Source organism: Paenibacillus sp. FSL R10-2736 (assembly GCF_038000245.1).
Lineage (GTDB): Bacteria > Bacillota > Bacilli > Paenibacillales > Paenibacillaceae > Paenibacillus_AQ > Paenibacillus_AQ phytohabitans.
The window spans coordinates 3,297,390-3,322,882 of sequence record NZ_JBBOBN010000001.1; the positions used below are offsets into that span (position 1 = coordinate 3,297,390).

3 protein-coding genes are annotated in these 25,493 nt (G+C 57.0%); all 3 read left to right on the top strand.

Features of this window, described 5'->3' with window-relative positions:
* The first annotated feature begins 20 nt into the window (after positions 1-20).
* Genes NSQ73_RS14375 through NSQ73_RS14385 form a run of 3 tightly spaced genes read left to right on the top strand, consistent with a single transcriptional unit; the run spans position 21 to position 25,465 of the window.
* Entirely contained in the window at positions 21-12,407 is a 12,387-nt protein-coding gene (locus NSQ73_RS14375) for an SDR family NAD(P)-dependent oxidoreductase (protein WP_340986953.1), read from the top strand.
* Complete coding sequence (locus NSQ73_RS14380) at positions 12,404-16,219, top strand: beta-ketoacyl synthase N-terminal-like domain-containing protein (RefSeq protein ID WP_340986954.1); 3,816 nt, start codon at positions 12,404-12,406, stop codon at positions 16,217-16,219. The genes NSQ73_RS14375 and NSQ73_RS14380 overlap by 4 nt, the downstream gene beginning before the upstream one ends.
* The gene (locus tag NSQ73_RS14385) at positions 16,220-25,465 is read left to right on the top strand and encodes an SDR family NAD(P)-dependent oxidoreductase (RefSeq protein WP_340986955.1); all 9,246 of its coding nucleotides are present in this window, start codon (positions 16,220-16,222) and stop codon (positions 25,463-25,465) included. It abuts the gene before it with no gap.
* Positions 25,466-25,493 lie beyond the last annotated feature (28 nt).

A 25,493-nucleotide genomic window follows, 5' to 3' on the forward strand; every position in this document is an offset into this window, starting at 1 on the left:
GAGAAGTGGAGGCTAAACAGATGAGCAATAATGGCATACATAGCGGCGAACGCCCTTTTTATCTGTTTCTCTTTTCAGCCAAGACCCGGGAGGGCCTGATTCGGAGACTTGCGGATCTAAAAGAGTGGATCAAGGAAGAGGCGGACGCCAGTACGGATGTCGGAAATATCGCCTACACGTTATCCGTCGGCAGAAGCCACTTTCCCGAGCGGGCGGCCGTGATTGCCGGCGATCTGCAGGAGCTGGAAACGGAGCTGCTGCGCACCCTGGAGGCGCTTGCTGCGGATACGGGCAGTACCTCCCGCGTGCTGCGGCGGAACCAGAACGGGCGTGAGGATCAGCGCAGGCTTGATGACATTGTGGGGAAAGGATCAGCTGGCGGGGAAAACGGGGCTCCAGTCTCCCGGCAAGCGCTGGATGAGGCCGCAGGACTGTATATGGAAGGCTGCATTTGCAGCTGGAGCGTCTTGTACAGCGATCGCCAATATAACAAAACACCGCTGCCTACTTATCCGTTTCAGAAACACAAGTATTGGCTGGAGCTGAACACGGCAGCGCCTTTAGCCGCAACAGGAGGCGCTGCGTTACAAGCGATAGGCCCGGTGTTGGATAGCAACCAGTCTACGGTGCATGAGCAGTGTTTTGCGAAAAAGCTGACCGGCGCAGAGTTCTACCTGAACGATCATATCGTATCCGGCCATAAGCTGCTTCCGGGTGTGGTCCAGCTCGAGATGGCCTTGTCCGCTGCGGCCGCTTCCCTGCCGGGTACAACGGTCCGCAGGATAACCGGTGTTGTCTGGGCTTACCCGATCCAACTGGAAGACGGCGAAGCCGCTAAGACTGTGCAGGTGCGCCTATATCCGGGGGAAGCGGAAGCTGAACTAGATTACGAGATTACAAGCCTGTCCGAAGGAAATACGGTCATTCATAGCCAGGGAAGCATCAGTTATACAGCGGAAGAACCGTCCGGGAGTCTGCTGGACACTCTGGATATTACCGCGTTAAGCCAAGGGAAGACGCGCATCAGCGGAAGCCAAATCTATGACAAGTTCAGAAAACATCAGCTGCTGCTCGGCCCGTCCTTTCAGTCGATAACCGAAATGTTTGCCGGGGAGACAGAAGCGTTAGCTTTCATCGAACTGCCTGCACATTTGCGCGAAGGCTTCAAGAAATTTACGCTGCATCCCACCGTGGTTGACGGAGTGCTGGAAGCGGTCATCGGGCTGGTCAGCTCTCAGGAAGAACTGGAGGGTGCGGTGGCTCTGCCGTATTCTTTTGACAAGCTGGAAATCTTCGGGAGCCTGCCGGCGAGCTGTGTATCCTATGTGAAAAAGCTGGAGTCCGCCAATAGCGGCGGTGACCAGGAGTTCGATGTCGTGCTGGCCGACGGGCAGGGCCGGGTCCTGTTGAAGTTCACCCGCTTTGTACTGAAGGTCTTCCATCAGGGAAGACATCAGAGCATGGAGGAGATGAGTTTCGCTTACGAATGGAAGGAAAACGGTACGGCTCTTCCGCCACAAGGAAATATTCAAGGCGATGTGCTCTTATTCACGGGGCAGTCTGAGCTATATAAGGAATTTGCCAAGGCCAATAATCATGCTGATTCAGGGCAGTTAACAATTGTAGAAGCCGGTGCCGAGTATCATCAGGACGGAGAAGCGCATTACCGGATTAACCCGGAGCAGCCGGCCGATTATACCCGCTTGATTCGTGAATTGAAGAACAGAGGCTGTACGCTGGAGACCATCGTGTATGAACAGCCGGAGGTCGCTGCTGCTTCTGCCGGGGCAGCTGCCGCCGGAGCTTACCTGCACCAGCTGTATCTGGCCCAGGCTCTGATGGCTGACAAGGAAATTCGGCATACCCGGGTGATTCAGTTATGCATGGGCGGAGAGAAAGAGGTTATACCAACGGAGCTTGGAGCACTGAGAGGATTCAACAAAACGCTCAAGCTGGAGCATTCCAAGCTGCATTTCAGCACGCTGTTCACCGGACAGGCCAGCACGGAGGAGATATACCGGATGGTTGCCGCCGAGGTCCAATCAGCTGACGATGAAGTGCTGTACCAGCAGGGCAGAAGGTATGTTCATGCACTGAAGGAGATTGCACTGCCGGAGAAGGAAGCCACGCGGGATATCATCCGGCCGCAGGGCGTTTACCTCATTACAGGCGGACTGGGCAAGCTGGGGCTGATTGTGGCGGAGCATCTTGCCGGGCAGGTTCAGGCCAAGCTTGTGCTGATTGGCAGATCCGTACTTCAGCCGGAGCAGGAACAGCAAATCATCCGTTTACAGAAGCTCGGGGCAGAAGTGCTGTACGTGCAGGCGGATATTTCGCAGGAACAGGCAGCAGCGGCTGTTGCCGAAGCAAGAAGCCGGTTCGGCAGCCTGCATGGCATCATTCATGCGGCGGGAGTCACCCGCGATGCGCTTATCCAGGTGAAGGACGCGGAGCAGGCCGGCGAAGTGCTTGGGGCAAAGGTCCAGGGGCTGATCTATCTCGACCAGGCAACGCAGGAGGATAAGCTGGATTTCATAGCGGCATTCTCCTCAATAGCTGCGGTCACGGGAAATACCGGGCAGAGCGATTACTCGTATGCCAATGCTTTTATGGACGAATATATGTTATCCCGACATGCCTTGGTGCGATCGGGTCACAGATACGGAAAGTCCATCTCCATCAACTGGCCGCTCTGGAAAGACGGGGGGATGCAGGTGGAGGAACAGACTCTCTTGTTCTTCCGGAATACCGTGGGTCTGAAACCGCTGGAGACTGCGGCGGGACTGGGCTATTTCGAGGTAATCCTGAATGGAAATGTACCACAAATATTGCCGCTTCAGGCAAACCGCAAGAAAATCAGCGGCATTCTGGGCCTTGAATCAGCGGCTTCCGGTGCAGCTATAACCGGAGAAGGAGCCGTTCTCCGGGCGAATCTGGCGGCCGATTTACTGGAGCAGACTCAGCAAGCCATCACCGGAGTCATCAGCCGCTTGATGAAGCTGGATGAAGCTGTGATCCATCCGGATCAGGATTTGGGCGAATACGGTATGAGTTCCATTACGTTCACGGATGCAGCGGGTGCGGTCAATGATACGTTCCAGGTGCGGATGACGCCGGCGGTCTTTTTTGAATATCCGACGGTCCGTGCATTATCTGCCCATCTGGCGGAGAGCTATCCGGACGAATTGGTTGAATATTTCAGTCAAGGAGCCGCGCAGGCAGCTGTAGCCTCTGTTGATTATGGGCCGGTTAAGGCGGGGACCTCCGGTACGAAGGCCAGACAAGGGTGGAAGGTGCCTCAGTCGGAGTCAGCTGTAGCCGTCAAACGCGAACCGGTTGCCATTATCGGGATCAGTGGAGCTATGCCTGAGTCGAGAGATCTGAAGACATTCTGGGAACAGCTGCGGCAGCAGAAGGATCTGATCTCTGAGATTCCCGGTGACCGCTGGGATATTCAGGAACTGAACCGGCTGAAGGGCCGCGGCCCGGACAAGCCGATCTCCGGCTGGGGCGGCTTCATGAAGGACATCGACAAGTTTGACCCGGGCTTCTTCGGCATTAACCCGCGTGAAGCCGATCTGATGGACCCGCAGCAGCGGATATTCCTGGAAACCGTGTGGTCTACCCTTGAGGATGCCGGATATAAAGCTTCGGCACTGTCAGGCAAGAAGGTGGGGCTGTTCGTCGGGGTCTCTACGAATGATTACAGCACTCTACTGCAGGACAACGATATCGAGATAGAGGCTTATTCTTCCACAGGCAGCTCTCACTGCGTACTCGCCAACCGGATTTCTTACCTGCTCAATTTCCGCGGCCCAAGCGAGCCGATTGATACGGCTTGCTCCAGTTCTTTGGTGGCCGTGCACCGGGCGGTGGAGAGTATTCAGAACGGCGACTGTGAACAGGCGATTGCCGGCGGTGTGAACGTGATTGCCGCCCCAACCCTGCACATCTCCTTCAGCCGGGCAGGCATGCTGTCACCGGACGGACGCTGCAAAACCTTCGATCAAAGCGCAAACGGCTATGTGCGCGGAGAAGGTACAGGAGCTGTTCTTCTGAAGCCGTTAAGCCAGGCCGAAGCGGACGGGGATTATATTTATGCGGTTATCAAAGGAACGGCGATCAACCATGGCGGCAAGGTCAGCTCGCTGACGGTGCCGAATCCGAAGGCGCAGTCTGAGGTGCTGGTGGAAGCCTATGATAAAGCCGGCATTTCCCCGGATACCATCGGTTATATCGAAGCGCATGGCACCGGCACCAGCCTGGGTGACCCGGTGGAGATTAATGCGCTGAAAAGCGCTTTTAAGGAGCTGTATCACAGACACGGAATCCCGGTGAGCCGGGAGCAGTATTGCGGACTGGGTGCGGTCAAGACCAATATCGGCCACCTGGAGGCCGCCGCAGGTATTGCCGGAATCCTGAAGGTTGTGCTGGCGATGAAGCATAAGACCTTACCGGGCAACGTTCACTTTAACCAGCTGAATCCGTATATCGAGCTTGAGCATTCGCCTTTTTATATCGTGGAGAAGACGCAGGAATGGACAGCGCTTGAAGGTGTGCCAAGACGGGCAGGGGTCAGCTCCTTCGGCTTCGGCGGAGTCAACGCCCATGTGGTATTGGAGGATTATACGCCTGCAGCCGCCATGGATTCTTCCGGTTCTGGTTCAGGTTCCGGGCAATCCGGGGAGTCGGGGCAGGGCAACGTGATCATCCTGTCCGCCAAGACCAAGCCCCAGCTTCAGCAAAAAGTGCAGCAGCTTCTCAGCTACCTGACGCTTCATGGCGATAAGGAAGAGCTTACGCTGCATAACATCGCCTTCACGCTGCAGACAGGAAGAGAAGAAATGGCGGAGCGGATGGCTTTTGCCGCCGCCGGCAAGGAGGAGCTGGTGAACATTCTGCGCAGCTGCCTCGCCGGGTCGGAACAAGCCTATGCAGTGTGCTACGGTCAGGTATCCGCACAGCCTGCGGCTGCACCATCGCTGTCCGCCAAAGCCGGAGACCGGTTATCGGCGCAGCCGGTTACAGCCTTGGAGCTTTCGGAGCTGCCTGAACAATGGACCTCCGGAGAGGCGGTGGACTGGAGCCGCCTGTATGTGAACCGGAAGGGCAGACGCATTCCGCTGCCGGTGTATCCTTTTGCCAGAGAAATCTGCTGGGTCCGTAAAAATACACGCCGTATCGCTCCCAAGCTGTCTTCCGCAGAAACGGTTGCCGCCGTACTCCATCCGATGGTTGACAGCAATGTCTCCACTATGGAAGAGGAAAAATTCCGAACGGTACTTCGGCTGGATCAGTTTTTTGTGAAGGATCACGTGGTCGGCGGCAAGGTTCTGCTGCCTGGTGTAGCCTATCTGGAGATGGTACGAGCCGCTGCCGATTTGGCGGGAATCACCCCGGTAACGGGGCTGAAGGATGTCAGATGGATTAAGGCCGTGGAGCTGGAGGAAGACCGGAAGGAAATTTACACCTCTTTCCGGCTTGTTGAATCAGGAGAGCTGGAATACCGGGTGTTCAGTGAAGCCGGGGATCAGCGCGTTCTGCACTCCTCGGGGATTATTTTGCAGGAGACAACGGCTTCCGCCCAAACGCTGGAGATTGCGAAGATCAAGGAGAGAAGTACATCCACCTTCGATCATGCACAGTGTTATGACCATATCTTCAAGGGCGTCGGCTTCGATTATGGCCCTTCTTTCCGGGTGACGAAGACTGCTTACTGCTCTGTACAGGAAGGCTTGTCCGAAATTTCTCTGCCGCAGCATCTTGAGGCGGATTACGCCGACTATGTGCTGCATCCGTCGATCATCGACGGTGCGGTGCGGTCGCTCTCATGGGCAGGAAGCCGCAGCGATGAGGACTTGACGCTCCGGGTGCCGTTCGCCCTGGACCGTATGGAGCTGGTCGGTGAGGTTCCCCGGCAGTGCTACGCCTATGCGAAGCCTGCAGAGGGGGCAACCGGTACGGATGATGAGGGAACGCGGAAGTATGATATCCGGATTACCGACATGGAAGGCCAAGAGGTTGTGCGGCTGTTCGGATTCTCAATTAAGCATTACGCATCATCCAAAGGAGTTGCACCCGTGCAAGCTGCCGGTTTATCGCTGTATGCGCCGGAATGGGTAGAGGCTGGTCTGCCGCAGGAATCCGCTGCGCTGTCCTCTATTATAGTGTTCGGCTCAGCGGCTTTGGCCGTTTCTATCCGTGAGCAGGCTACACAGCAAGGCTTGGCGCCAGACCGCTGCATTCAGGTTCAGGCAGGGGCCGAATATGCCCGGCTGAGCAACACAGAGTATGTGATCAACCCGGGACAGGCAGCGGATTACCTCCGGTTACTGGAAGCTTTGAACACTCAGGGCGTGGAGCTACAGCATATTGTGCATGGCTGGAATGTGAATGCCGTTGCCGGGGCTGGGGCTGGGGATGCGCTGGAAGATACGGGAAGTCTGCAAGTTGGGCTGGCGGAATTTCTGGAGGCGCAAATGGATCAAGGGCTGTATTCACTGCTGCATCTCTTGCAGGCGGCGGCAGCATCGAAGCCGATGTCCAGAATCAGATGCTTATATGCCTATGACAGTGCAGAACATGTGCTGACGCCGCTGAATGAAATGGCTGCCGGATTGGCCCATTCGATCTCTGCCGATCATCCGTTGTTCCAATTGAGTCTTGTTCAGCTAAATGCAGCGGCCCCGGCAGAAGCCGCAGAGCGGTTGGTCCGAGAATTACTGCCGCCGCAGCTTGCCAGCGGGACAGAAATCAGATACGACGGCGGAGCACGGTATCTGCGGAAGCTCCTTCCGCAGCCCATGCTTCACCAGGCCGGGGAATCCAGGTTCATCAGAGGCGGTGTCTATATTATTACCGGCGGCACCGGAGCACTCGGCATGCTGATGGCGGCTGAACTGGCCGCTACGGTTCAAGCCAGGCTGGTGCTGGCCGGAAGGCAGCCGGTGGATGCGGCCATTCAGGCGAAGCTGGAGCATTTGGCGGGACTTGGCGCAGAAGCGGTCTACCTTCAGGCAGATGTTGCCGACATGGGTGGCGCAGTCCGGTTAATCGGACAAGCCAAAGCTCGCTTCGGTGTGATTAACGGCATCCTTCATTGCGCTGGAATCGGGGAGACGGTGAAGGCGGCGGAGAGCAGCAAAGCAGGCTTTGCCCGTATTCTCGGCCCCAAAGTCAGCGGGACCCTGAATCTGGATCTGGCCAGCAAGGATGAAGCGCTGGATTTGTTCATCCTGTTCTCGTCCACCTCTGCACAGATCGGGGATATGGGAACAGGCAGCTATGCGGCTGCCAATAGCTTCATGGACCGCTTTGCCGTCTATCGTGACCGTCTTGCCGCACAGCATCAGCGGCAGGGCAAGACCGTATCCATCAACTGGCCGCTCTGGCAGGATGGAAGATATCAGGTTGCGGCAGCACAGCAGCAGGTGCTGGCCGATTATTACGGCATGCACCTGCTGGATAGCAGAACAGGCCTGGATATTCTGGAGGCTGTGTTAAAAGAGGATGTCGTGCAGGCCTTCGTCGGCTACGGCGATCCGCACAAAATCGCCCGGGCGCTCGGTATAAGCGGAGCATTTCAAACTGGTCAAGCTAGTCAGGCGGCCACAGCGGCGCAGTCAGCAAGCAGCAGCGTTGACAGCGGGGAACTGCTGGTACGGACGCAGGCTTATCTTGTCAGCCTGCTTGCCAAGACTCTGGGCATCTCCAGGGACCGGATCGGCCAGGCTTCGCCGCTGGATGCCTTTGGTCTGGATTCGATCATGATTCTGGAGCTGAATGAGTCGCTCCAGCGCGAGTTCAGCGGACTGCCGACGACATTATTTTACGAATATAACACGGTAGAATCGCTTGCCGGTTACTTCACCGGGCATTACGGAGCACAGCTTGCTTCCCTATTGAAGCTTGAGCAGCCGCAGAACCCGGAAGCGGTGAAGACGCCGGTAAAATTCCCGGTAAATCCGCAGGGCGGACGCTTCCTGCCGAAGGCAGGGGAAGCTGTACCGCCGGTAAGAAACGCGGTGAACAACGGCGGTATGGATATCGCGGTCATCGGCATGGATGGCAGATTCCCGATGGCGGGCAATATCTCCGAGCTGTGGGATAACCTGAGGGAAGGCCGGGACTGCATTACTGAAATTCCCGCTGACCGCTGGGATTACACGCGTGACTACGATGCGGAGAAGGGCAAGAAGGGCAAAATTTACACCAAATACGGCGGTTTTATCGACGATGTGGACAAATTCGATCCGTTATTCTTCCAAATGACACCGCGGGATGCCCAGTTGACGGACCCGCAGGAACGGTTGTTTCTGGAATGCGCCTACCACACCGTCGAGGATGCCGGATACACCCGTGAGAAGCTCGCCCTCTCCAAGGTCGGAGTTTTTGTCGGCGTCATGTATGGACATTATCAGCTTATCGGCACGGAAGGCTACGCCTCAGGCAATCTGGTAGCGCCTAACTCGTCCTTCGCGTCCATCGCCAACAGGGTGTCGTACTTGTTCAACTTCCAGGGGCCAAGCATGGCGGTTGATACCATGTGCTCCTCCTCGCTGACCGCGATTCATCTGGCCTGCGAGAGTATCCGCAGCGGTGAGAGCGAGGCTGCGCTTGCCGGAGGCGTCAATGTGACGATCCACCGCAACAAATACGTGTTCCTGTGCAGCCAGCGCTTCGCCTCGAGCGAAGGCAAATGCCGGGCCTTCGGCGAAGGCGGAGACGGTTATGTAGCCAGTGAAGGCGTGGGGGCAGTTCTGCTCAAGCCGCTCAGCAAGGCCATAGAAGACGGAGATCATATCTACGGAGTCATCAAGGGAACGGCAGTGAATTCCGGCGGCAAAACCAGCGGCTACACTGTGCCGAATCCGGGTGCTCAGGCTGCGGCTATTGCCGAGGCCCTCCGCAAGTCGGGCGTACATCCCAGAACAATCACCAGTCTCGAAGCGCATGGCACCGGGACCTCCCTGGGCGACCCGATTGAAATTGCCGGGCTGTCCAAGGCGTTCGGCCAGTACACGGACGAGAAGCAGTTCTGCTCGATCAGCTCGGTCAAATCGAATATCGGACACCTGGAATCTGCCGCCGGGATTGCCTCAGTAGCCAAGGTCATGCTGCAGATGAAGCACCGGATGCTCGCACCGTCGATTCATACGGAGGAACTGAACAGCGGCATCCATTTCGAGGATACGCCGTTCTATGTGCAGCGCAGCCTGGACCGCTGGGAGCAAGCTCCGGGCAGCGGAGAGATGCGCAGAGCCGGCATCAGCTCCTTCGGGGCAGGCGGGGCCAACGTGCACCTGATTGCCGAAGAATACGTACCGGCACAGGCCGCTGCAGAAATCGCCGGAAGCAAGCTGATCGTATTGTCCGCCAAGAACCGGGAACGACTCATGGAGAAGATTCATGAGCTGCACCGTTTCCTGGAAGCACCGCTTACGGGAGAATACACACTGGCAAATATCGCCTACACGCTGAGCACAGGCCGGGAGGAAATGGAGGAACGGCTGGCGTTTGCCGCCTCAACACTGGACGAACTGAAGTCAGCCCTGCAAGCTATTGCGGCAGGCGTTGTCCACGAAGGGGTACACCAAGGCAATTCGGCTGCGGCGCTAACGAACGGAGCCGCCATTCTCGGGAATGACCCCGAGGACATTGCTTATATCGCCGCGCTGGCCCGCAGGAATCAGCTGGAACGGATCGCGAAGCTATGGGTCCTCGGCACGCCGATTGACTGGAATCTGCTCTTTGCAGGCTATAAGCCGCAGAAGGTTTCCCTGCCGCTGTATCCTTTTGCCAGAGAAAGATACTGGCTGGAGAACACGGGAAGCGGCAGCACGGGAACAGCTGTAACAGCAGCGAACGGACAAGCGGGGAACGGGCTAATGCCTGAAGGGCTGCTCTCCCTGTACCCGCTGCATCCGCTGGTGGATGTCAATATCTCCACTCTGCGCGAGCAGCGGTTCCGCAAGCGGCTCTCTGTCGAGCAGTTCTACCTGCGGGATCATATCGTTGCGGAGCAAATGCTGCTGCCCGGGGTCGCTTACATTGAGATGGCCAGAGCTGCAGGTGAAATTGCTGCCGAAGCCACGGTCAGCGCGGTCCGGGACATTGTCTGGCTGAAGCCGGTGGTGATGACCGAGGATTCCATGGACCTGGATATCGTTCTGGAGCCTGAAGGGGAGGCCGTGCATTATGAAATCTTCAGTAATGCCCGGAGCGGCAAGGTTGTTCATTCCAGAGGCGTTCTGGAATTCGCTGAGGTGCCTGCATCCCGGAGAAGCCGGAGCCTGGACCTGGATGGAATCAAGGGCCGCTGCCCGGGCCGCAAGGATAAATACGAATGCTACCAGCATGTATTCAAAGGAATTGGCTTCGATTACGGTCCTTCCTTCCAGGTGACGGAAGAGGTGCTGAGCGGGAAGGAAGAGACGCTGGCCCGTTTGTCCCTGAATGAGGCCTACAGAGCCGCATTGCCTGAATTTGTACTTCACCCGGCGTTATTCGACGGGGCGGTACGCTCGGTGGCCGCAGGCAGGGATGAAGCAGGCAGAGCCACGCACATTCCGTTCTCGATGGGGAACATCGGGATATTCGCACCGATTCCTGCCGACTGCTATGTGTACACCCGGGTGAAGGAGCAGCCGGGAGAGAACAACCAGGGACTGAACATTTTTGATATTGCCATTCTCGACCTGGACGGCCATGAAGTGGTCAGAATCGAGGATTTCATCGTCCGACCGTTTGCCGGTAAGCCGGAAGGCCGTCGCCCAGAGGAGGAGATATTCTATTATACTCCGGTCTATGAGAATGAAGCGCTTGTCCCGGTAATGGGTGCAGAGCGGCGGAATGTTCTGATCTTTGGCGAACCGGCAGGCGGCGGGGGCAACGGTGATAAGGATGCCACTCATCCGCCGCTGCACATGATGCCAAGCGGAGCAGACGGCTGCGTCTGGATTACACCGCATACGGAATACCGGCCACGTCAGGGAAATCATATGGCGATTAACCCGCAGAGGGAAGCGGATTATGTGAGACTGCTGCAGGAGCTGCGGGAGAGCGGCTTTGACGCCACCCATGTCCTGCATCAGTGGGCAGGAACGGCAGCGCCGCTGCCGCTGACTGCGCTAAGTGATGACATGATCCAGCCTGTGCTGACACAGATGCTGGAGAACGGCGTATTTTCCGTCGTCTCACTGTTCAAAGCCTTCGTCCAGGTATACGGACAGCAGCCGCTGAAGCTGCTGTTCATCTACCGGACAGACCAGGGAGCCTTCTCGGCTCCTCATGAACTGCTTGCCAGCTTCGCGAAGTCGATCGTAACGCTGCACCATAAGTTCCAGATTGCCAGCGTATCGGCGGATGACCATACAATCAGCGGTGCGGGCTTCCAGGAGAGACTTTATCAGGAGCTGTTCTCTTCAGAGAACACAGGTCAAGCGGATATCCGTTATACCGGAGGACAGCGGCAGGTGCGGAAGATCAGACCGCTGGAGCATGGCGGCAGGAAGCCGGCAGCTGCATCCCCCGTGACTTTTAAAGAGAACGGTGTGTATCTGATTCCGGGCGGTACAGGCGCGCTGGGCATGATTTTTGCCAGATATCTTGCCCGCACTTACCGGGCCGCCGTTATTTGCACAGGCAGACAGCCGGCAAGTGAGCGGACGGATGTCTTCATGGCGGAGCTGGAGCGGCTTGGAGGAGAGGGCCGTTATCTTCAGGGCGATATCGCAAGCGGCGGGGATGTGAAGAAGATCATGGGCAGCATCAAGAACGAGTTCGGCGTGCTTGACGGTATCATCCACTGTGCAGGCCAGGGCGGATCAGTACCAGTAACGGAAGCGGACCGCGCGGCAGGCCGGGAGATCATGAATTCCAAGGTACAAGGCTTGATCCACCTGGACCTGTTCAGTACGGATTTTGATCTCGGTTTTCTGATCCTCTTTTCCTCCATTTCGGTGGAGCTGGGTGATCTGGGCGTCGGTTATTATGCCATGGCCAACAGCTTCATGGACCGATATGCACGGCTCAGAAATGAATCAGTGTCACTAGGGAAGCGCAAGGGCCAGACGATTTCGGTCAATTGGCCGCTGTGGAAGGACGGGGGATTTGAAATTCCTGAGAGTGAGTCGGCGTTCTATTCCAGCTACCTGGGCATGAGCATGATGGATGAGGATATGGGCATCCGGGCTTTTGAAGCCATCTGCCAGGCGGGCTGCGGCAATATCATAGTTGCTGCGGGGAACAAGTCCAAGATTGATCATGCGTTCAAGCTGGAAAAAAACACACCGGTGCAAGAAGTTCCGCTAGAGAACAAGGAGGCCATTGTTGACCTGCTGACCCGGCTGCAGGCCGGAGAGATGAGCGAAGCGGAAGTGGAACAGTGGATGGGGGGCCTACGATGAGTGACGCAAACCTGGAAATGGGCAGAATTCTGGAGCAGATCAAGCGGGGAGAGATAGACCCCGAGCAGGGCTATATGCTGATCCGGCAGCTGAAAAGCCAGCCCGCAGTGCTAGCAGACACCAAGCGGACAACCGGATCAAATGCAGACGCACAGGGAGGCCAAGGGCTGCATGACTATGCTGTCCAGTATTTGAAGGGGCTGCTCTCGCAGGTCATCGGTCTGGAGACAGACCGGATCAATGCGGGGCAGAGCCTGGAGGAGTACGGGGTGGATTCGGTGGCGATTATGGAGATCAACTCGCTGCTGGACAAGGATTTTCCGAATCTTCCAAAGACGCTGATGTTCGAATATGGTAACTTGGCTGAGCTTGCCGGGTATTTTGTACAGAATCAGCGGGAGCTGCTGGAAGGGCAGGCCGGGTACCGGCAGACCCGCGAGAATCACCAGGCGGCCAAGCCCGCCGTACCGGCGGCAGACCTTGCACCGATTCAGAAGAAGAGTGAAGAACCTTCGAAGAAATACAGGACCTTCGTAACGCCCGGCAAGAGCCGGGACCAGGCAGTGGAGCAAGCTCATCCGGCAAAGGACGAGGGGATTGCGATCATTGGCATCAGCGGCGCTTTTCCGGGTGCCCGTAATCTGGATGAATTCTGGAATAATCTGAAGAACGGTGTGGACTGCATTTCCGAGATTCCGCCGCAGCGGTGGGATCACAGCCGATTCTACGATCCGGAGAAAGGCAAGAAAGGCAAAGTGTACAGCAAGTGGGGCGGTTTTATCGACGAATATAACTGCTTTGATCCGCTGTTTTTTCAGCTGACGCCAAGGGATGCGGAGCAGCTAGACCCGCAGGAGCGCCTATTCCTGGAGAGTGCACACAGCGCTATTGAGGATGGCGGCTATACCCGGCAATCCCTGTGGAACAGTAAGACAGGTGTGTTCGTCGGCGTCATGTACGGCCACTACCAATTGTACGGAGCGGAGGAGACAGCCAAGGGAAATACTCTGACACTCAGCTCGTCGTATGCCTCCATCGCCAACCGGGTGTCCTATTTCTTTAATTGGAACGGGCCCAGCATTGCGCTGGATACGATGTGTTCCTCGTCGCTTACCGCGCTGCATCTCGCCTGCGAGAGCATTTACCGGGGAGACAGCGAGATTGCGATCGCGGGGGGAGTGAATGTCACCATTCACCCGGATAAGTATCTGTTCCTCTGCAATCAGCGGTTCGCCTCGAGTGAAGGCAAATGCCGCGCCTTCGGCAGCGGCGGAGACGGGTATGTGCCCGGCGAAGGGGTGGGTGCACTGCTGCTGAAGCCGCTCGCCAAAGCAATGGAGGACGGAGACAACATCTATGGGGTGATCCGGGGAACCTCGATTAACCATGGCGGCAAGACGAACGGCTACACCGTTCCCAATCCGAATGCGCAGTCGAATATTATCGCGGAGGCGCTGCGCAAATCGGGCGTCCATCCACGGCATATCAGCTATATGGAGGCACATGGAACGGGAACCGCGCTCGGTGATCCGATAGAGATCAGCGGCTTGACCAAAGCCTTCAGGACCCGGACGGCAGATAACCAGTACTGCGCGATCGGCTCGGTCAAAAGCAATGTCGGTCATCTGGAATCGGCGGCCGGGGTGGTCTCCATCATTAAGGTGCTGCTGCAAATGAAGCATAGGCAGCTTGTACCCTCGCTCCATTCCGAGGTGCTGAATCCGAATATTAACTTTGCGGAGACCCCTTTCTATGTTCAGCGCCGCCTGGAAGAGTGGAAGCCTGCCGTTATTGAAGAGGGAGGCGTGTCCAGGGAATGCCCGCGTTATGCGGCGGTAAGCTCATTCGGCGCAGGCGGCACGAACGTGCATGTCATCCTGGAGGAATACATGGGGAAGCCGGAAAGTGTCTTGTCCGCAACGCACATTGACCGCGGCTGCGGGCCGTACATCTTTATTTTATCCGCCAAAAACAAGGACCGGCTGAACGCTTATGCCAAGCATGTCCTTGATTACATTGATCTGCACACGGTGTGGCAGGGAAATGCGCCGGAAGAGATCAGCAGCACTGCACTTAGAAAATATGTGATCGCCGACATCACCGCCTGCTTCCTGCAATCGGCCCTCCTGCCTGCATACATCAGCGCCCAGGAGGCCATTGAGGAATACGGCCTGTCCAAAGAAGAGCTGATGGCTGCTGCGGACGCTCTATATGAAGCTTATCCGGTCCGGCTGCCTGTGGGCCTCCTGACGGGCAGCGCCACGATTGAAGGCATTGCCGGTCATCTGCTGGAACAGCTGGGTTCAGCAGCCATTGCGGCCAGACATGGACTTGGAGCGGGAACGGCAGAATCAACGGAAGATGTGGAAAGCGCAATAGATGCGAACCGTACGGCCGCCTATGATTTTCGTCTGGAAGAGCTGATCTATACGCTTCAGGTTGGCCGGGAGCCCATGGAAGAAAGACTGGCGATCGTGGTATCCGGTACGCAGGAGCTGAGGGAGAAGCTGAGCCAGTTTCTGGCCGGCAGCCGCAAAGTCTCCGAGGTCTATGCGGGAAATATCAGCTCCGGCAGCGAGATCCGCGATGTATTCACGGAAAGTGAGGAAGGGGAAGCCTTCCTGCTGTCCCTGGTGCAGTCCGGCAAGCTGAGCCAGCTCTGCAGATTGTGGGTTAGCGGGGTGAGCTTCAACTGGCAGCTGCTGTATGCGCAGAGCAAGCCGAGCAGAATCTCCTTACCGACTTATCCGTTCGACCGGACACGCTACTGGTATAACTCTACGGAAGCCGCTGCAGCAGTATACAGCAGCAAACCCGCAGCCCTGGCGGCGGTCATCGATTCCAATGAATCTGTATTTGAGGAGCAATGCTACAAAAAAAGCTTAAGTGCAGCCGATGCCTACCTGCGCGATCATGTGGTCCAAGGCCGGATGTTGCTGCCGGGAGTGGTCTATCTCGAAATGGCCTGGCGGGCAGGGGCGCTCTCCAGCCGGGAGTGGAAGGTGCAGTCGGTTACCGATGTGAAATGGCGCAGAACGCTGGAGCTGCCGGCAGACAAGGATGTCCAGGACATCTTTGTGGGGCTGGTTGCCCAGGAAGACGGGATCGGAGCCAGTATCTATTCCCTGAACGGGAACGGTCAAAGAGTACTGCACTGCACCTGTACGGTGAATTATACGGACGGTGAAGCCGAAGCCGCGGATGCGGATGCTGTGGATATTCCGCATATCCTCCAAACAGCCAGCCGCACCCTTTACCGCGAAGACTGTTATGAGCTGTTCTCGGCTCACGGAATGAAGTACGGCCCGAATCTGCGGACCATTGAAGCGGTATATACCGGAGATCACGGCACCTTGTCCAAGCTGACACTGCCGGTACACACGCAAATGCCGCTTCAGGAATATATCCTTCATCCCGGATTTGCTGACGGAGCGATGCAGACAGCATTGTATTCGGTGCTCAGCGGCCAGCGGCAGAATGGAACCTTTGTCCCGTTTGCCCTGCAGACTGTAGAGGTCTACAGACCGTTGACCCCTGTAAGCTATTGTCTGGTTGCGCCTGCTGCTCCTGCTTCTGCGAAGGAGCAGGGCATGCAGTTCGATTTGCTGCTGCTTGACAGCTCAGGTCTGCCGGTAGTGCGTTTCTCCTGTCTTTCGGGAAGAGATTTGACCTCTGCGGCGCAGAACACCAAGGCGGCGGAAGCAGATACGGGCGCTTCGGCTGGGACTGCGCTGCTGGATGAGATGCTGACCAAGCTGCTGAACGGAGAAGCCGGGGTAGATGAAGTTGAGAGAATGCTGGGGGGAATCTAAGTGAGATCAATTATTGAAAGGATCGCCAGCGGAGCCATCTCCAAGGAGGAAGGCCTCCGGCAGATTGAGGCGCTTAAGCGCTCGGATAAGCAAGTGCTCCTAACCTTCACCAAGACTTTGGCGGAACAGCCGCTTACAGACCTTAAAGGGGATACTCTCGGACATGTGCTCGTTCTGGCAGCCGATAGGGGGCTTGAGCCTAAGCTGCGCGGCCAGTTTGCCTCCTTGTTCCAGTCGCTTACGTTTGTGACGGCGGATGAAGCAGGCACCGGGGCGGAAACAGGTCAGGACAGGCTTCCTTTGCAGGATCAGGAGGATTATACACGGCTGCTGTCCGGCCTGGAGCGGCAGGGACGTTTTCCCGGCAGCATTCTTCATCTCCTGTCCCAGGAGGAAGTGGCCGATGGAGAGGCGGATGCTGCCATGGAGAGCGGCGTATATTCAATGTTTGCGCTGACCAAAGCCCTTCTGTCCTTCAAAAAACGCGCAAAGGTTAATATCCTGTTCCAATATAAACAAGCGGAGAATCACGCGGTGCATGCTGCACTGGACGGTTTTGTGAAAAGTGTCATGATCGAGAACCCCGGCCTGTTGTACAAGACGGTATCCACCGATCTGAGCCGCGAAGCTTTTGACCCGCAACTGCTGGAGCAGCTGCTGCTGGAGCTTGGCTCCATGCAGAACGGCCACCGGGAAATTCATTACCGGGGTTCCCGGCGGTATGTGCCGGTTCTTGAACGGTATACTGCTCCGGCAGATCACCTCCCTGTACGGCAGCAAAGTCCCGCAGCTCATCCGGTCTACCTCATCACAGGCGGTCTGGGTGCGCTCGGCTACACGCTGGCCCGCCATTTGGCAGATACCTGTTCAGCCACCCTTATTCTAACCGGAAGAACGCCGCTGAACCGTGCGCTGGAAGAGAAGCTGCAGGCGCTGCACAGAAACGGTAATCAGGTGAGGTATGTCTGTGCCGACGTGGCAAGTCCAGCCGATACCCTGGCGCTGCTCTCCGAAGTCAAAGCCAGCTTCCCCCAGCTTCAGGGCATCCTGCACTGTGCCGGAATGACCAGCGATTCCTTCATCCTGCATAAGAAGCGGGAAGAGCTTGAACGGGTGCTGACCGCGAAAGTTGCCGGTACGCAGAACCTGTATGAGGCATTTGGGCAAGAGCCGCTGGAGTTCATGCTGCTGTTCTCCTCCATCTCCGCCGTGACCGGCAATGTGGGGCAATGCGATTATGCTTACGCCAACAGCTTCATGGACCATTTTGCCAATGAAAAAAGAGCCGCTGCCGGTGTAAACATCCTCTCCGTCAACTGGCCGCTGTGGCAGGAGGGCGGGATGATGACGACAGCGGACAGCCTGGACATTATGCGGAGGAACCTTGGGATATCGGTCCTGCCTACGGCCGAGGGACTGGATGCCTTCGATAAGCTCAGCTGCCATATGGCGGAGAATGCCTTAGTACTCTATGGCGATGCTGCACGGATAGAGCAAGCGGTAGAGGCAATCAATTATCCGCAGCAGGGGGACAAGTCAAGGGCTGACACGGCGGTTGCCGGTGGCGGAGCTGTATTATTGCCTGAAGCATCACCCGCTATATCTATAGATACGGAGGCGCTGAAGCAAGGCGCGGAGCAATATTTGAAGAGTATTTTCATCAAAGTCACCAAAATCCCGCCGCATGCGCTGGGACTGGATGATTCGTTCGAGAAGATCGGCTTTGATTCCATTATGGCGATGAGCATCAACGAGGAGCTGGAGGCCAGCTTCGGCGAGCTGTCCAAAACGCTGTTGTTCGAATACCAGACGCTGCGGGAATTAAGCGAATATTTCACTGAGCAGCACAGGGAGGCACTCGCCGGTCTGATTGAGCCTCCTGCCGCCAAGAAGGCTGCCGTGCCGCCGCAAGGACTTCGTTCAGATGTGCGTCCGCAGCTCCCAGGCAAAACGCCTATTCCGCCTAAGCGGATTCAGCCTTCCGCAAACGCCGGGCAAGCTGCCAGGCAGCGGGACCGCAGCCGGGTGAATGAGGATATTGCGATCGTCGGCGTCAGCGGAAAATTCCCGATGTCCCCGGATCTGCAGGCCTTCTGGAATAACCTGCTTCAGGCGCAGGACTGCATTACCGAGATTCCCGCAGACCGCTGGAGCATTGACGAATATTACACTACCGATAAGAATCAGCTCGGCAAAATGTACTGCAAATGGGGCGGATTCCTTGACGATGTGGACCGCTTTGACGCTTTGTTCTTCAATATATCGCCCCGGGAAGCGGAGATTATGGACCCGCAGGAGCGGCTGTTCCTGGAGTGCGCCTACAGTGCCATTGAGGATGCCGGATATACACGTGATACGCTGGGCAGCCGCAAGGGCGGTGTTTTTGCCGGTGTGATGTATGGCCAGTATCAGCTCCTGGATGCCGAGATTGACGGCAATAAAATCGCCTTATCCTCCGTCTATGCGTCGATTGCCAACCGGGTGTCCTATCATCTCAACCTGAATGGACCGAGTATCGCACTGGATACGATGTGTTCCTCGTCGCTCACTTCGATCCATCTTGCCTGTGACAGCATCCGCAGGGGCGAGAGCGATTTTGCCATCGCGGGGGGTGTGAATGTCTCCATTCATCCCGATAAATACATATTCCTAAGCCAGCAGAAGTTCGCGGCCAGTGATGGGCGGTGCAGAAGCTTCGGTGAAGGCGGAGACGGATATGTTCCCGGGGAAGGCGTTGGCGCTGTTCTACTGAAAACGGTGGACCGGGCAGTACAGGATGGCGATCATATCTACGCCGTAATCAAAGCCAGCTCCATCAACCATGGCGGCAAAACCACAGGCTATACCGTGCCGAATCCGACCATGCAGGGTGCGGTGATCCAGGAGACCTTGCAGGCTGCGGGAATTCATCCGCGTACGGTCAATTATATCGAAGCCCATGGCACAGGAACCTCGCTCGGTGATCCGATTGAAGTCAGCGGCCTGGTCAAAGCATTCAAGGAGGGGACAGGCGACAAGCAGTTTTGTGCCATCGGCTCAGTGAAGTCCAATATCGGACACTGCGAATCTGCGGCCGGGATCGCGGCCATCACCAAGGTGCTGCTGCAAATGAAGTACGGTGTGATTGTTCCCTCGCTTCATTCCGAGGAGCTCAACGGCCACATTAACTTTGAGGAAACGCCTTTTTATGTGCAGCGGCAGGCGGGTCCGTGGGATCGTGTATCGCTGCCGGAAGGCGGAGTTCAGAAGGAATATCCGCGCCGGGCAGGGGTCAGCTCCTTTGGGGCAGGCGGAGCCAACGCGCATATTATTCTGGAGGAATATATCCCGGCCCCGCAGAGCAGCAGTCAAGACAGCAAAGGCAGCGGAGAGCCGTACATCATTGTCTTATCCGCCAGAGCAGAGGACCGGCTGAAGGCTTACGCGCTGAAGCTGGCACAGTATCTGGAGTTGCCAGAAGCGGAAGCGGCCAGTCTTAAGGACATTGCCTATACGCTGCAGGTGGGACGGGAGTCTTTTGCAGAGAGGCTGGCGATCATTGCCGGTTCGGTCTCCGAGCTCAAAGCGCTGCTGGACGAATTCAATCAGGGCCGATTACCGGGCGGCAAGGTATACCGTGGCAATGTCAAAGGCTTCAAGGATTATATCGAGCTGTTCAATGCGGGTCAGGCGGGAATCTCTTATGTAGACCTGCTGCTGGACGGCGGCAATACCGGTAAAATAGCCCAGCTCTGGTCCCTGGGATTGGATGTGGACTGGCGGAAGCTGTATGAATCAGACAGCTGTACAAGAGTTCCGCTGCCGACTTACCCCTTTGCCCGGAACCGTTATTGGGTCAGCGAGGTGAAGCGGCGGGAAATCCGCGTCCCGGCTCTGGTCCCGGAGACTGCTGGTATGGGAGAGCTGGTCGAGCATAATCTGTCCACCATCGACGGCTACCGTTTCTCTTCCCGGTCTGCGGTGATCAGCAGCTTCTATGAGCCCTACACCTGGCAGGGACAAGAATACATGAACGGCTTCGGGCTGCTGGCGTTTGCGCGGGAAGCACTGGAGCTGGCCGGTTACAAGCAGGAAGGGCTGCTGCTGGAGAATATGGCATGGTCGGGTCTGATAGACCGGCAGCAGCTTCCGCCGGCACTGGACGTTCACATTTTCCCGGACAGGGGAACCGGAGCGGCCGAGATCCGGGTCGGTGAGCACGTTGTCTTTCAATGTGAGGCAGTTGAAGAGGCTAACCAGACCGTAGATGCAGTCTATGCAATGAAGGATATCCCGGAAGCAGGACAAGGGGAGCCGGTTCTGAAGCAGGCCCGGCAGGCACTACGCTTACTCTATGGCATTGAGTCCGGACTGAAGCATGTCACCGGCTTGCGGCAAGACAAGAACAGCTTGCTGGCCTTTGTTGATCTGGGGGAAGCTCCGGCAGCGGATTCCCTCTCCGCAGAGGCCGTGGATTCAGCCTGCCACACTCTGCTGGCCCTCGCTGCGCTGGAGCAGCCGCAGCATCCGGCGGTGCTGCATTCCATCCGCCAAATGTCATTCCGGCACAAGCCGCTGCAGCAATTCGTGATTCGTGCCGAGCACATTGCCGGGGATGAATACACACTGGCTGTATTAACCGGAGATGGGACAGTGATCTGGATAATGCAAGGCGTTCGTCTTGCCGCTCTTCAGGCACAGGAGGTACAGGAACGGGAAACCGTCCAGTATTACACCACCGCGTGGACCCCAAGTCCGCAGGAGACGGCCGGAAATCTGACCGGTGATGTGGTGCTGTTCCTGGATGATATACAGGAGCTGCCGCACTTCAAGCGCAGCTTCGCAGCGGGCGCAAGGCTGATCTTCGTCACCGCCGGGGAGCAATATGCCCAGCTTGGTGACAATCTCTACAGCTTGCGCTTTGACGACAAGCAGCATATTCATACGCTGCTGGAATCTCTACAGGCGCGGCGTGTAAGCCTGACGCAGATTATATATTTGGCAGCTTCGGCTGCAATGAAGCCACAGGACAAGATGAATCACAGCGTATACCCGCTGCTGTTCCTGACCCAGGCGCTGATGGAGAGTAAGGCTGCGGCCGGCATCCGGCTGCTGTATGCCTTCAGGGAGACAGGGGATGCTGGCAGTCTGCTGGATGCCTCAATGGGCGGATTCATCAAGACGCTGCATCTGGAGAGCCCGAATTACAACTTCAAGACCGTCTCCCTGGCAGCTTCGCTGCCGCAGGAGGAGCTTCATTCCATTCTGGAACAAGAGCTGCTGCTGGACCCTGGGGAGCAAGAGGTTCAATACAGCAGCGCGGGCCGGTTCGTCAAGCGGCTCGTTCAAGCCGGAAGTGAAGCAAAGCCCGGCACTCCGGTGACCGTCAGAGCAAACGGTGTGTACATCATTACAGGTGGGCTTGGCGGGCTGGGGCGCGTGTTCGCCGCTTATTTGGCCGAAACGGCGCAGGCGCAGCTTGTCCTGACCGGCCGTTCGCCGCTGGACCGGGAGAAGGAGGAGAAGCTCGCGGCGCTCCGGGCGCACGGGGGTTCTGCCGAATACCTCGTTTCGGACGCCGCAGACGGGCAGGAAGCAGGGGAGCTTGTCGGCTATGTGAAGCAGAAATACGGCCGGATTGACGGCATTCTGCACTGTGCGGGGATTCACCGGGATGCTTTTATTCTGAACAAAGACCAGGCAGACTTTGACCAGGTCATCTCCTCCAAGATCCTCAGCACACTGAATCTGGATCAGGCTGCGCAGGAGGAGAAGCTGGATTTCATCCTGCTGTTCTCCTCCATTACAGGAGAGACAGGCAATCCCGGGCAGGCGGATTACGCCTATGCGAACAGCTTCATGAATGAATTCGCGGTCTACCGTGAACGGCTGGCTGAAGCAGGTGCCCGGTCCGGGCGCACCTTCTCCGTGGCCTGGCCGCTGTGGGAAGCGGACGGCATGCAGCTGACCACGGAACAGCGGAGAATGCTGGAGCTGCAGACCGGCCTGACGCCGCTCCCTGTTCAGCAGGGCATCGCAGCTTTTGAATACTTGCTCCAGCAGGGCAATATCAATCCGCTGATTGTCGGATACGGTCAGCCGGAGCGCGTAAGCAGGCTGCTGGAACGGATTAACCGTGTTAATCCGGCGGAAGCGGAGATTCACCCGGAGGAGCTTGAAGATAGCAGCCTCTCTGGCACTGAATTGCTGGACCGGACGCTGCACTACCTGACGGAGCTGTTCAGCGGACTGCTTAAGCTTCAGCCGGAAGAGATTGATATTACCGCCGAATTTGAGGAATACGGCATTGAATCGGTGATGGTCGGCTATTTCAACGGCAAGCTGGAAGAGGATCTCGGCGAGATCTCCAAGACCCTGCTGTTTGAATACCAGACCCTTAAGAGCCTCGCTGCACATATGGTCAGCCGCTACACCGGTGCTTTGAACAAGCTGTTCCACTCTCACGGTTCAGGCCGGGAGCTCCCGGAGCAGGCTGTTTCTTCTTCAACCGCTGATTTGGCAGGCCAGCCGGTAATCTCTGCCGCCCAGCCGCTGGTATGGAAAGAACTGACCTCCTTCTCGGGACAAGGCGGGCAAAGGGGTACAGCCCATGCGGCGGCCGGGAAGGGCGAAGAGATCGCAATTATCGGTCTAAGCGGGAAATATCCGCTGGCCGGAGATATTTACGAATTCTGGGATAATATCGCTGGCGGAAGAGACTGTATCCGCGAGATTCCCGCAGACCGCTGGGATTATAAGAAATATCTGGGCGGAAGCTTCGAGAAGGTGCAGGAAGGCAAGATGTACAGCAAGTGGGGCGGGTTCCTCGATGATGTGGACAAATTCGATCCGGCATTCTTTAATATTGCGCCGCGGGAAGCAGTGATCATGGACCCGCAGGAACGGATGTTTGCCGAGACGGTCTGGTCGGCTCTGGAGGATGCGGGCTACACCAAGAAGAAGCTGCAGCGGGACGGGGAGGAACACGGCGCGAATATCGGCGTTTTTGCCGGAGCGACCACCTATTCGTACCAGCTGTGGGGACCGGAGGAATGGGAAAGGGGCAATCTTTCGGCCATGCCGAACGTGTCGCCCTGGTCCATCGCCAACCGGATTTCCTATATGTTCAACTTCAGCGGTCCCAGTCTGGCGATAGACACCGCCTGCTCGTCGTCACTTGCCGCCATTCATGCGGCGTGCGAGAGCCTGAAGAACAAAGAATGCCGCCTCGCGGTAGCGGGCGGAGTGAACTTATATCTGCATCCTTATAAATATGTGCTGATGTGCCAGACCAAGATGCTGTCTCCGACGGGGAAATGCCACAGCTTCGGCGATGCCGCTGACGGCTTTGTCCCCGGCGAAGGGGTGGGGGCCGTTCTCTTAAAGCCTCTGAGCGAAGCGATTAAGGATAAAGATCATATCTATGGCGTGATTAAGGCGACCGGAATCAACCATGGCGGCAAGGTCAGCGGTTATACCGTTCCGAATCCGAATGCCCAGGTCAGCCTGATCTCCAAGGCGCTGAAGCAGGCGGGAGTGGATGCAAGCAGCCTCTCTTATGTCGAGGCGCACGGCACAGGGACCAAGCTGGGAGATCCCATCGAGATTAATTCGCTCAATCAGGTATTTGCTGAAGCAAATCCGCCCAAGCAGTCCTGTGCCATCGGTTCGGTCAAATCCAATATCGGCCACCTGGAAGCGGCAGCAGGCATTGCCTCCATTACGAAGGTGCTTCTGCAGATGAAACACCGGCAGCTTGCCCCTTCCATCCATGCTGAGCAGACCAATGCCAATATTGATTTTGCCAATTCCTATTTCCGTGTACAGCATGAGCAGGCACCTTGGACGGTGGCCGGACCGGACGGATCAGCCGTAAGGCGGGCCGGTGTCAGTTCCTTCGGGGCCGGCGGAACCAATGCCTATGTGCTTATTGAGGAATACAGCGCTGAAGTCCAGGCGGGTGTTCCTTCGGCACAGCCTGGTTCCGGCAACGGACACAGCAGCGATGCTCAGGTCATCGTGCTGTCAGCCAAGACACCGTATTCCCTGAAGCAAATGGCCATGAAGCTGCGCTCATTCCTGGAAGGCAATCCGGATACCGCGCTTGCGGATGCCGCATACACCTTACAGACCGGACGGGAAGAAATGACCTGCCGCCTGGCCTTTGCCTGTACCAGCATCACGGAATTACAGGCGAAGCTGGACAGCTATCTGGCCGGTGAGAACCTGGAAGACATCTATTCCGGCAGAGTATCCAAGCGGACGAAAGGGACAGTGCTCACGGCCGGAGTTGCTGCAGAAGTAGCAGCTGAATGGGTGCAGGGGGCCGAGGTTGAGTGGCCGAAGCTGCATTCGGGCGAGGAAGTGCGGATTATACCGCTGCCGACCTATGCTTTTGAAAGAGAGCGTTACTGGATCACCCGGACCGAATCGCCGGCTTCCGCAAAGGGCGGGGAAGAACGCAAGCTGCATCCGCTGGTGGACCGCAATCTGTCCAGCTTCAGCAAGCAGCGGTACGAGACGGTCCTTCAGGCGTCTGATAGGAACAGCGGACTGGCGAATACAGCGTTTATCGAGCTGTTCCGCATCACCGCAGAGCTGTCACTGGAGTCGCCCTGCCATGTGATTGAGGATGTGATATGGGGAGTGCAGCCGCAGCCTGGGGCAGCGGACAGCCTAGTGACTTCGCTGTATGAAGCTGGAGCGCACATTGAATGTGAGACAGGCTATGACAACGAGCAAGGCGACTATGTTATTTGCGCCCAGGGTAAAGTCACAGCAGCTCCTTACAGGCCTGCAGCCGCAGTAATGCCATTCCGTATGGCTGAACTGGGCGCGTCCGCTGCGTGGCCTGCGCCTAATGCCACCGCCTTTCAGCATATTGAGACTATTCATGAGCTGCGGACCGGCGCACATCAGGCAGCAATCAGCGTTCGCCTTAAAGAACCTCTGGACTCGGCGCAGAACCGGGCGCTGCTTCACTATTCGGCTGTTGAAGAACTGCTGGGTTGCCTGGTGCGGCTGGCTGCACAGGCAGACCGGGTGGAATACCGCAAGCTGCTGAGATGTACAGTGCTCGGTCCGCTGACCCGGGACGTTCAGGTACTCGCCCGGTGGCGGACGATGAGTGACGGGCTGACAGCAATTGACATCTCGATCCTTGATCCGCAAGCGCGGGTTCTGATGACCATGGAAGAGCTGACCCTGAAGCTCACAGGAGCCCCAGTCTTAGACGCAGAACGGCCGGTAGTACCGGCAACCGTCTGAACAGGGCTAGCGCCAGAATATAGCATAT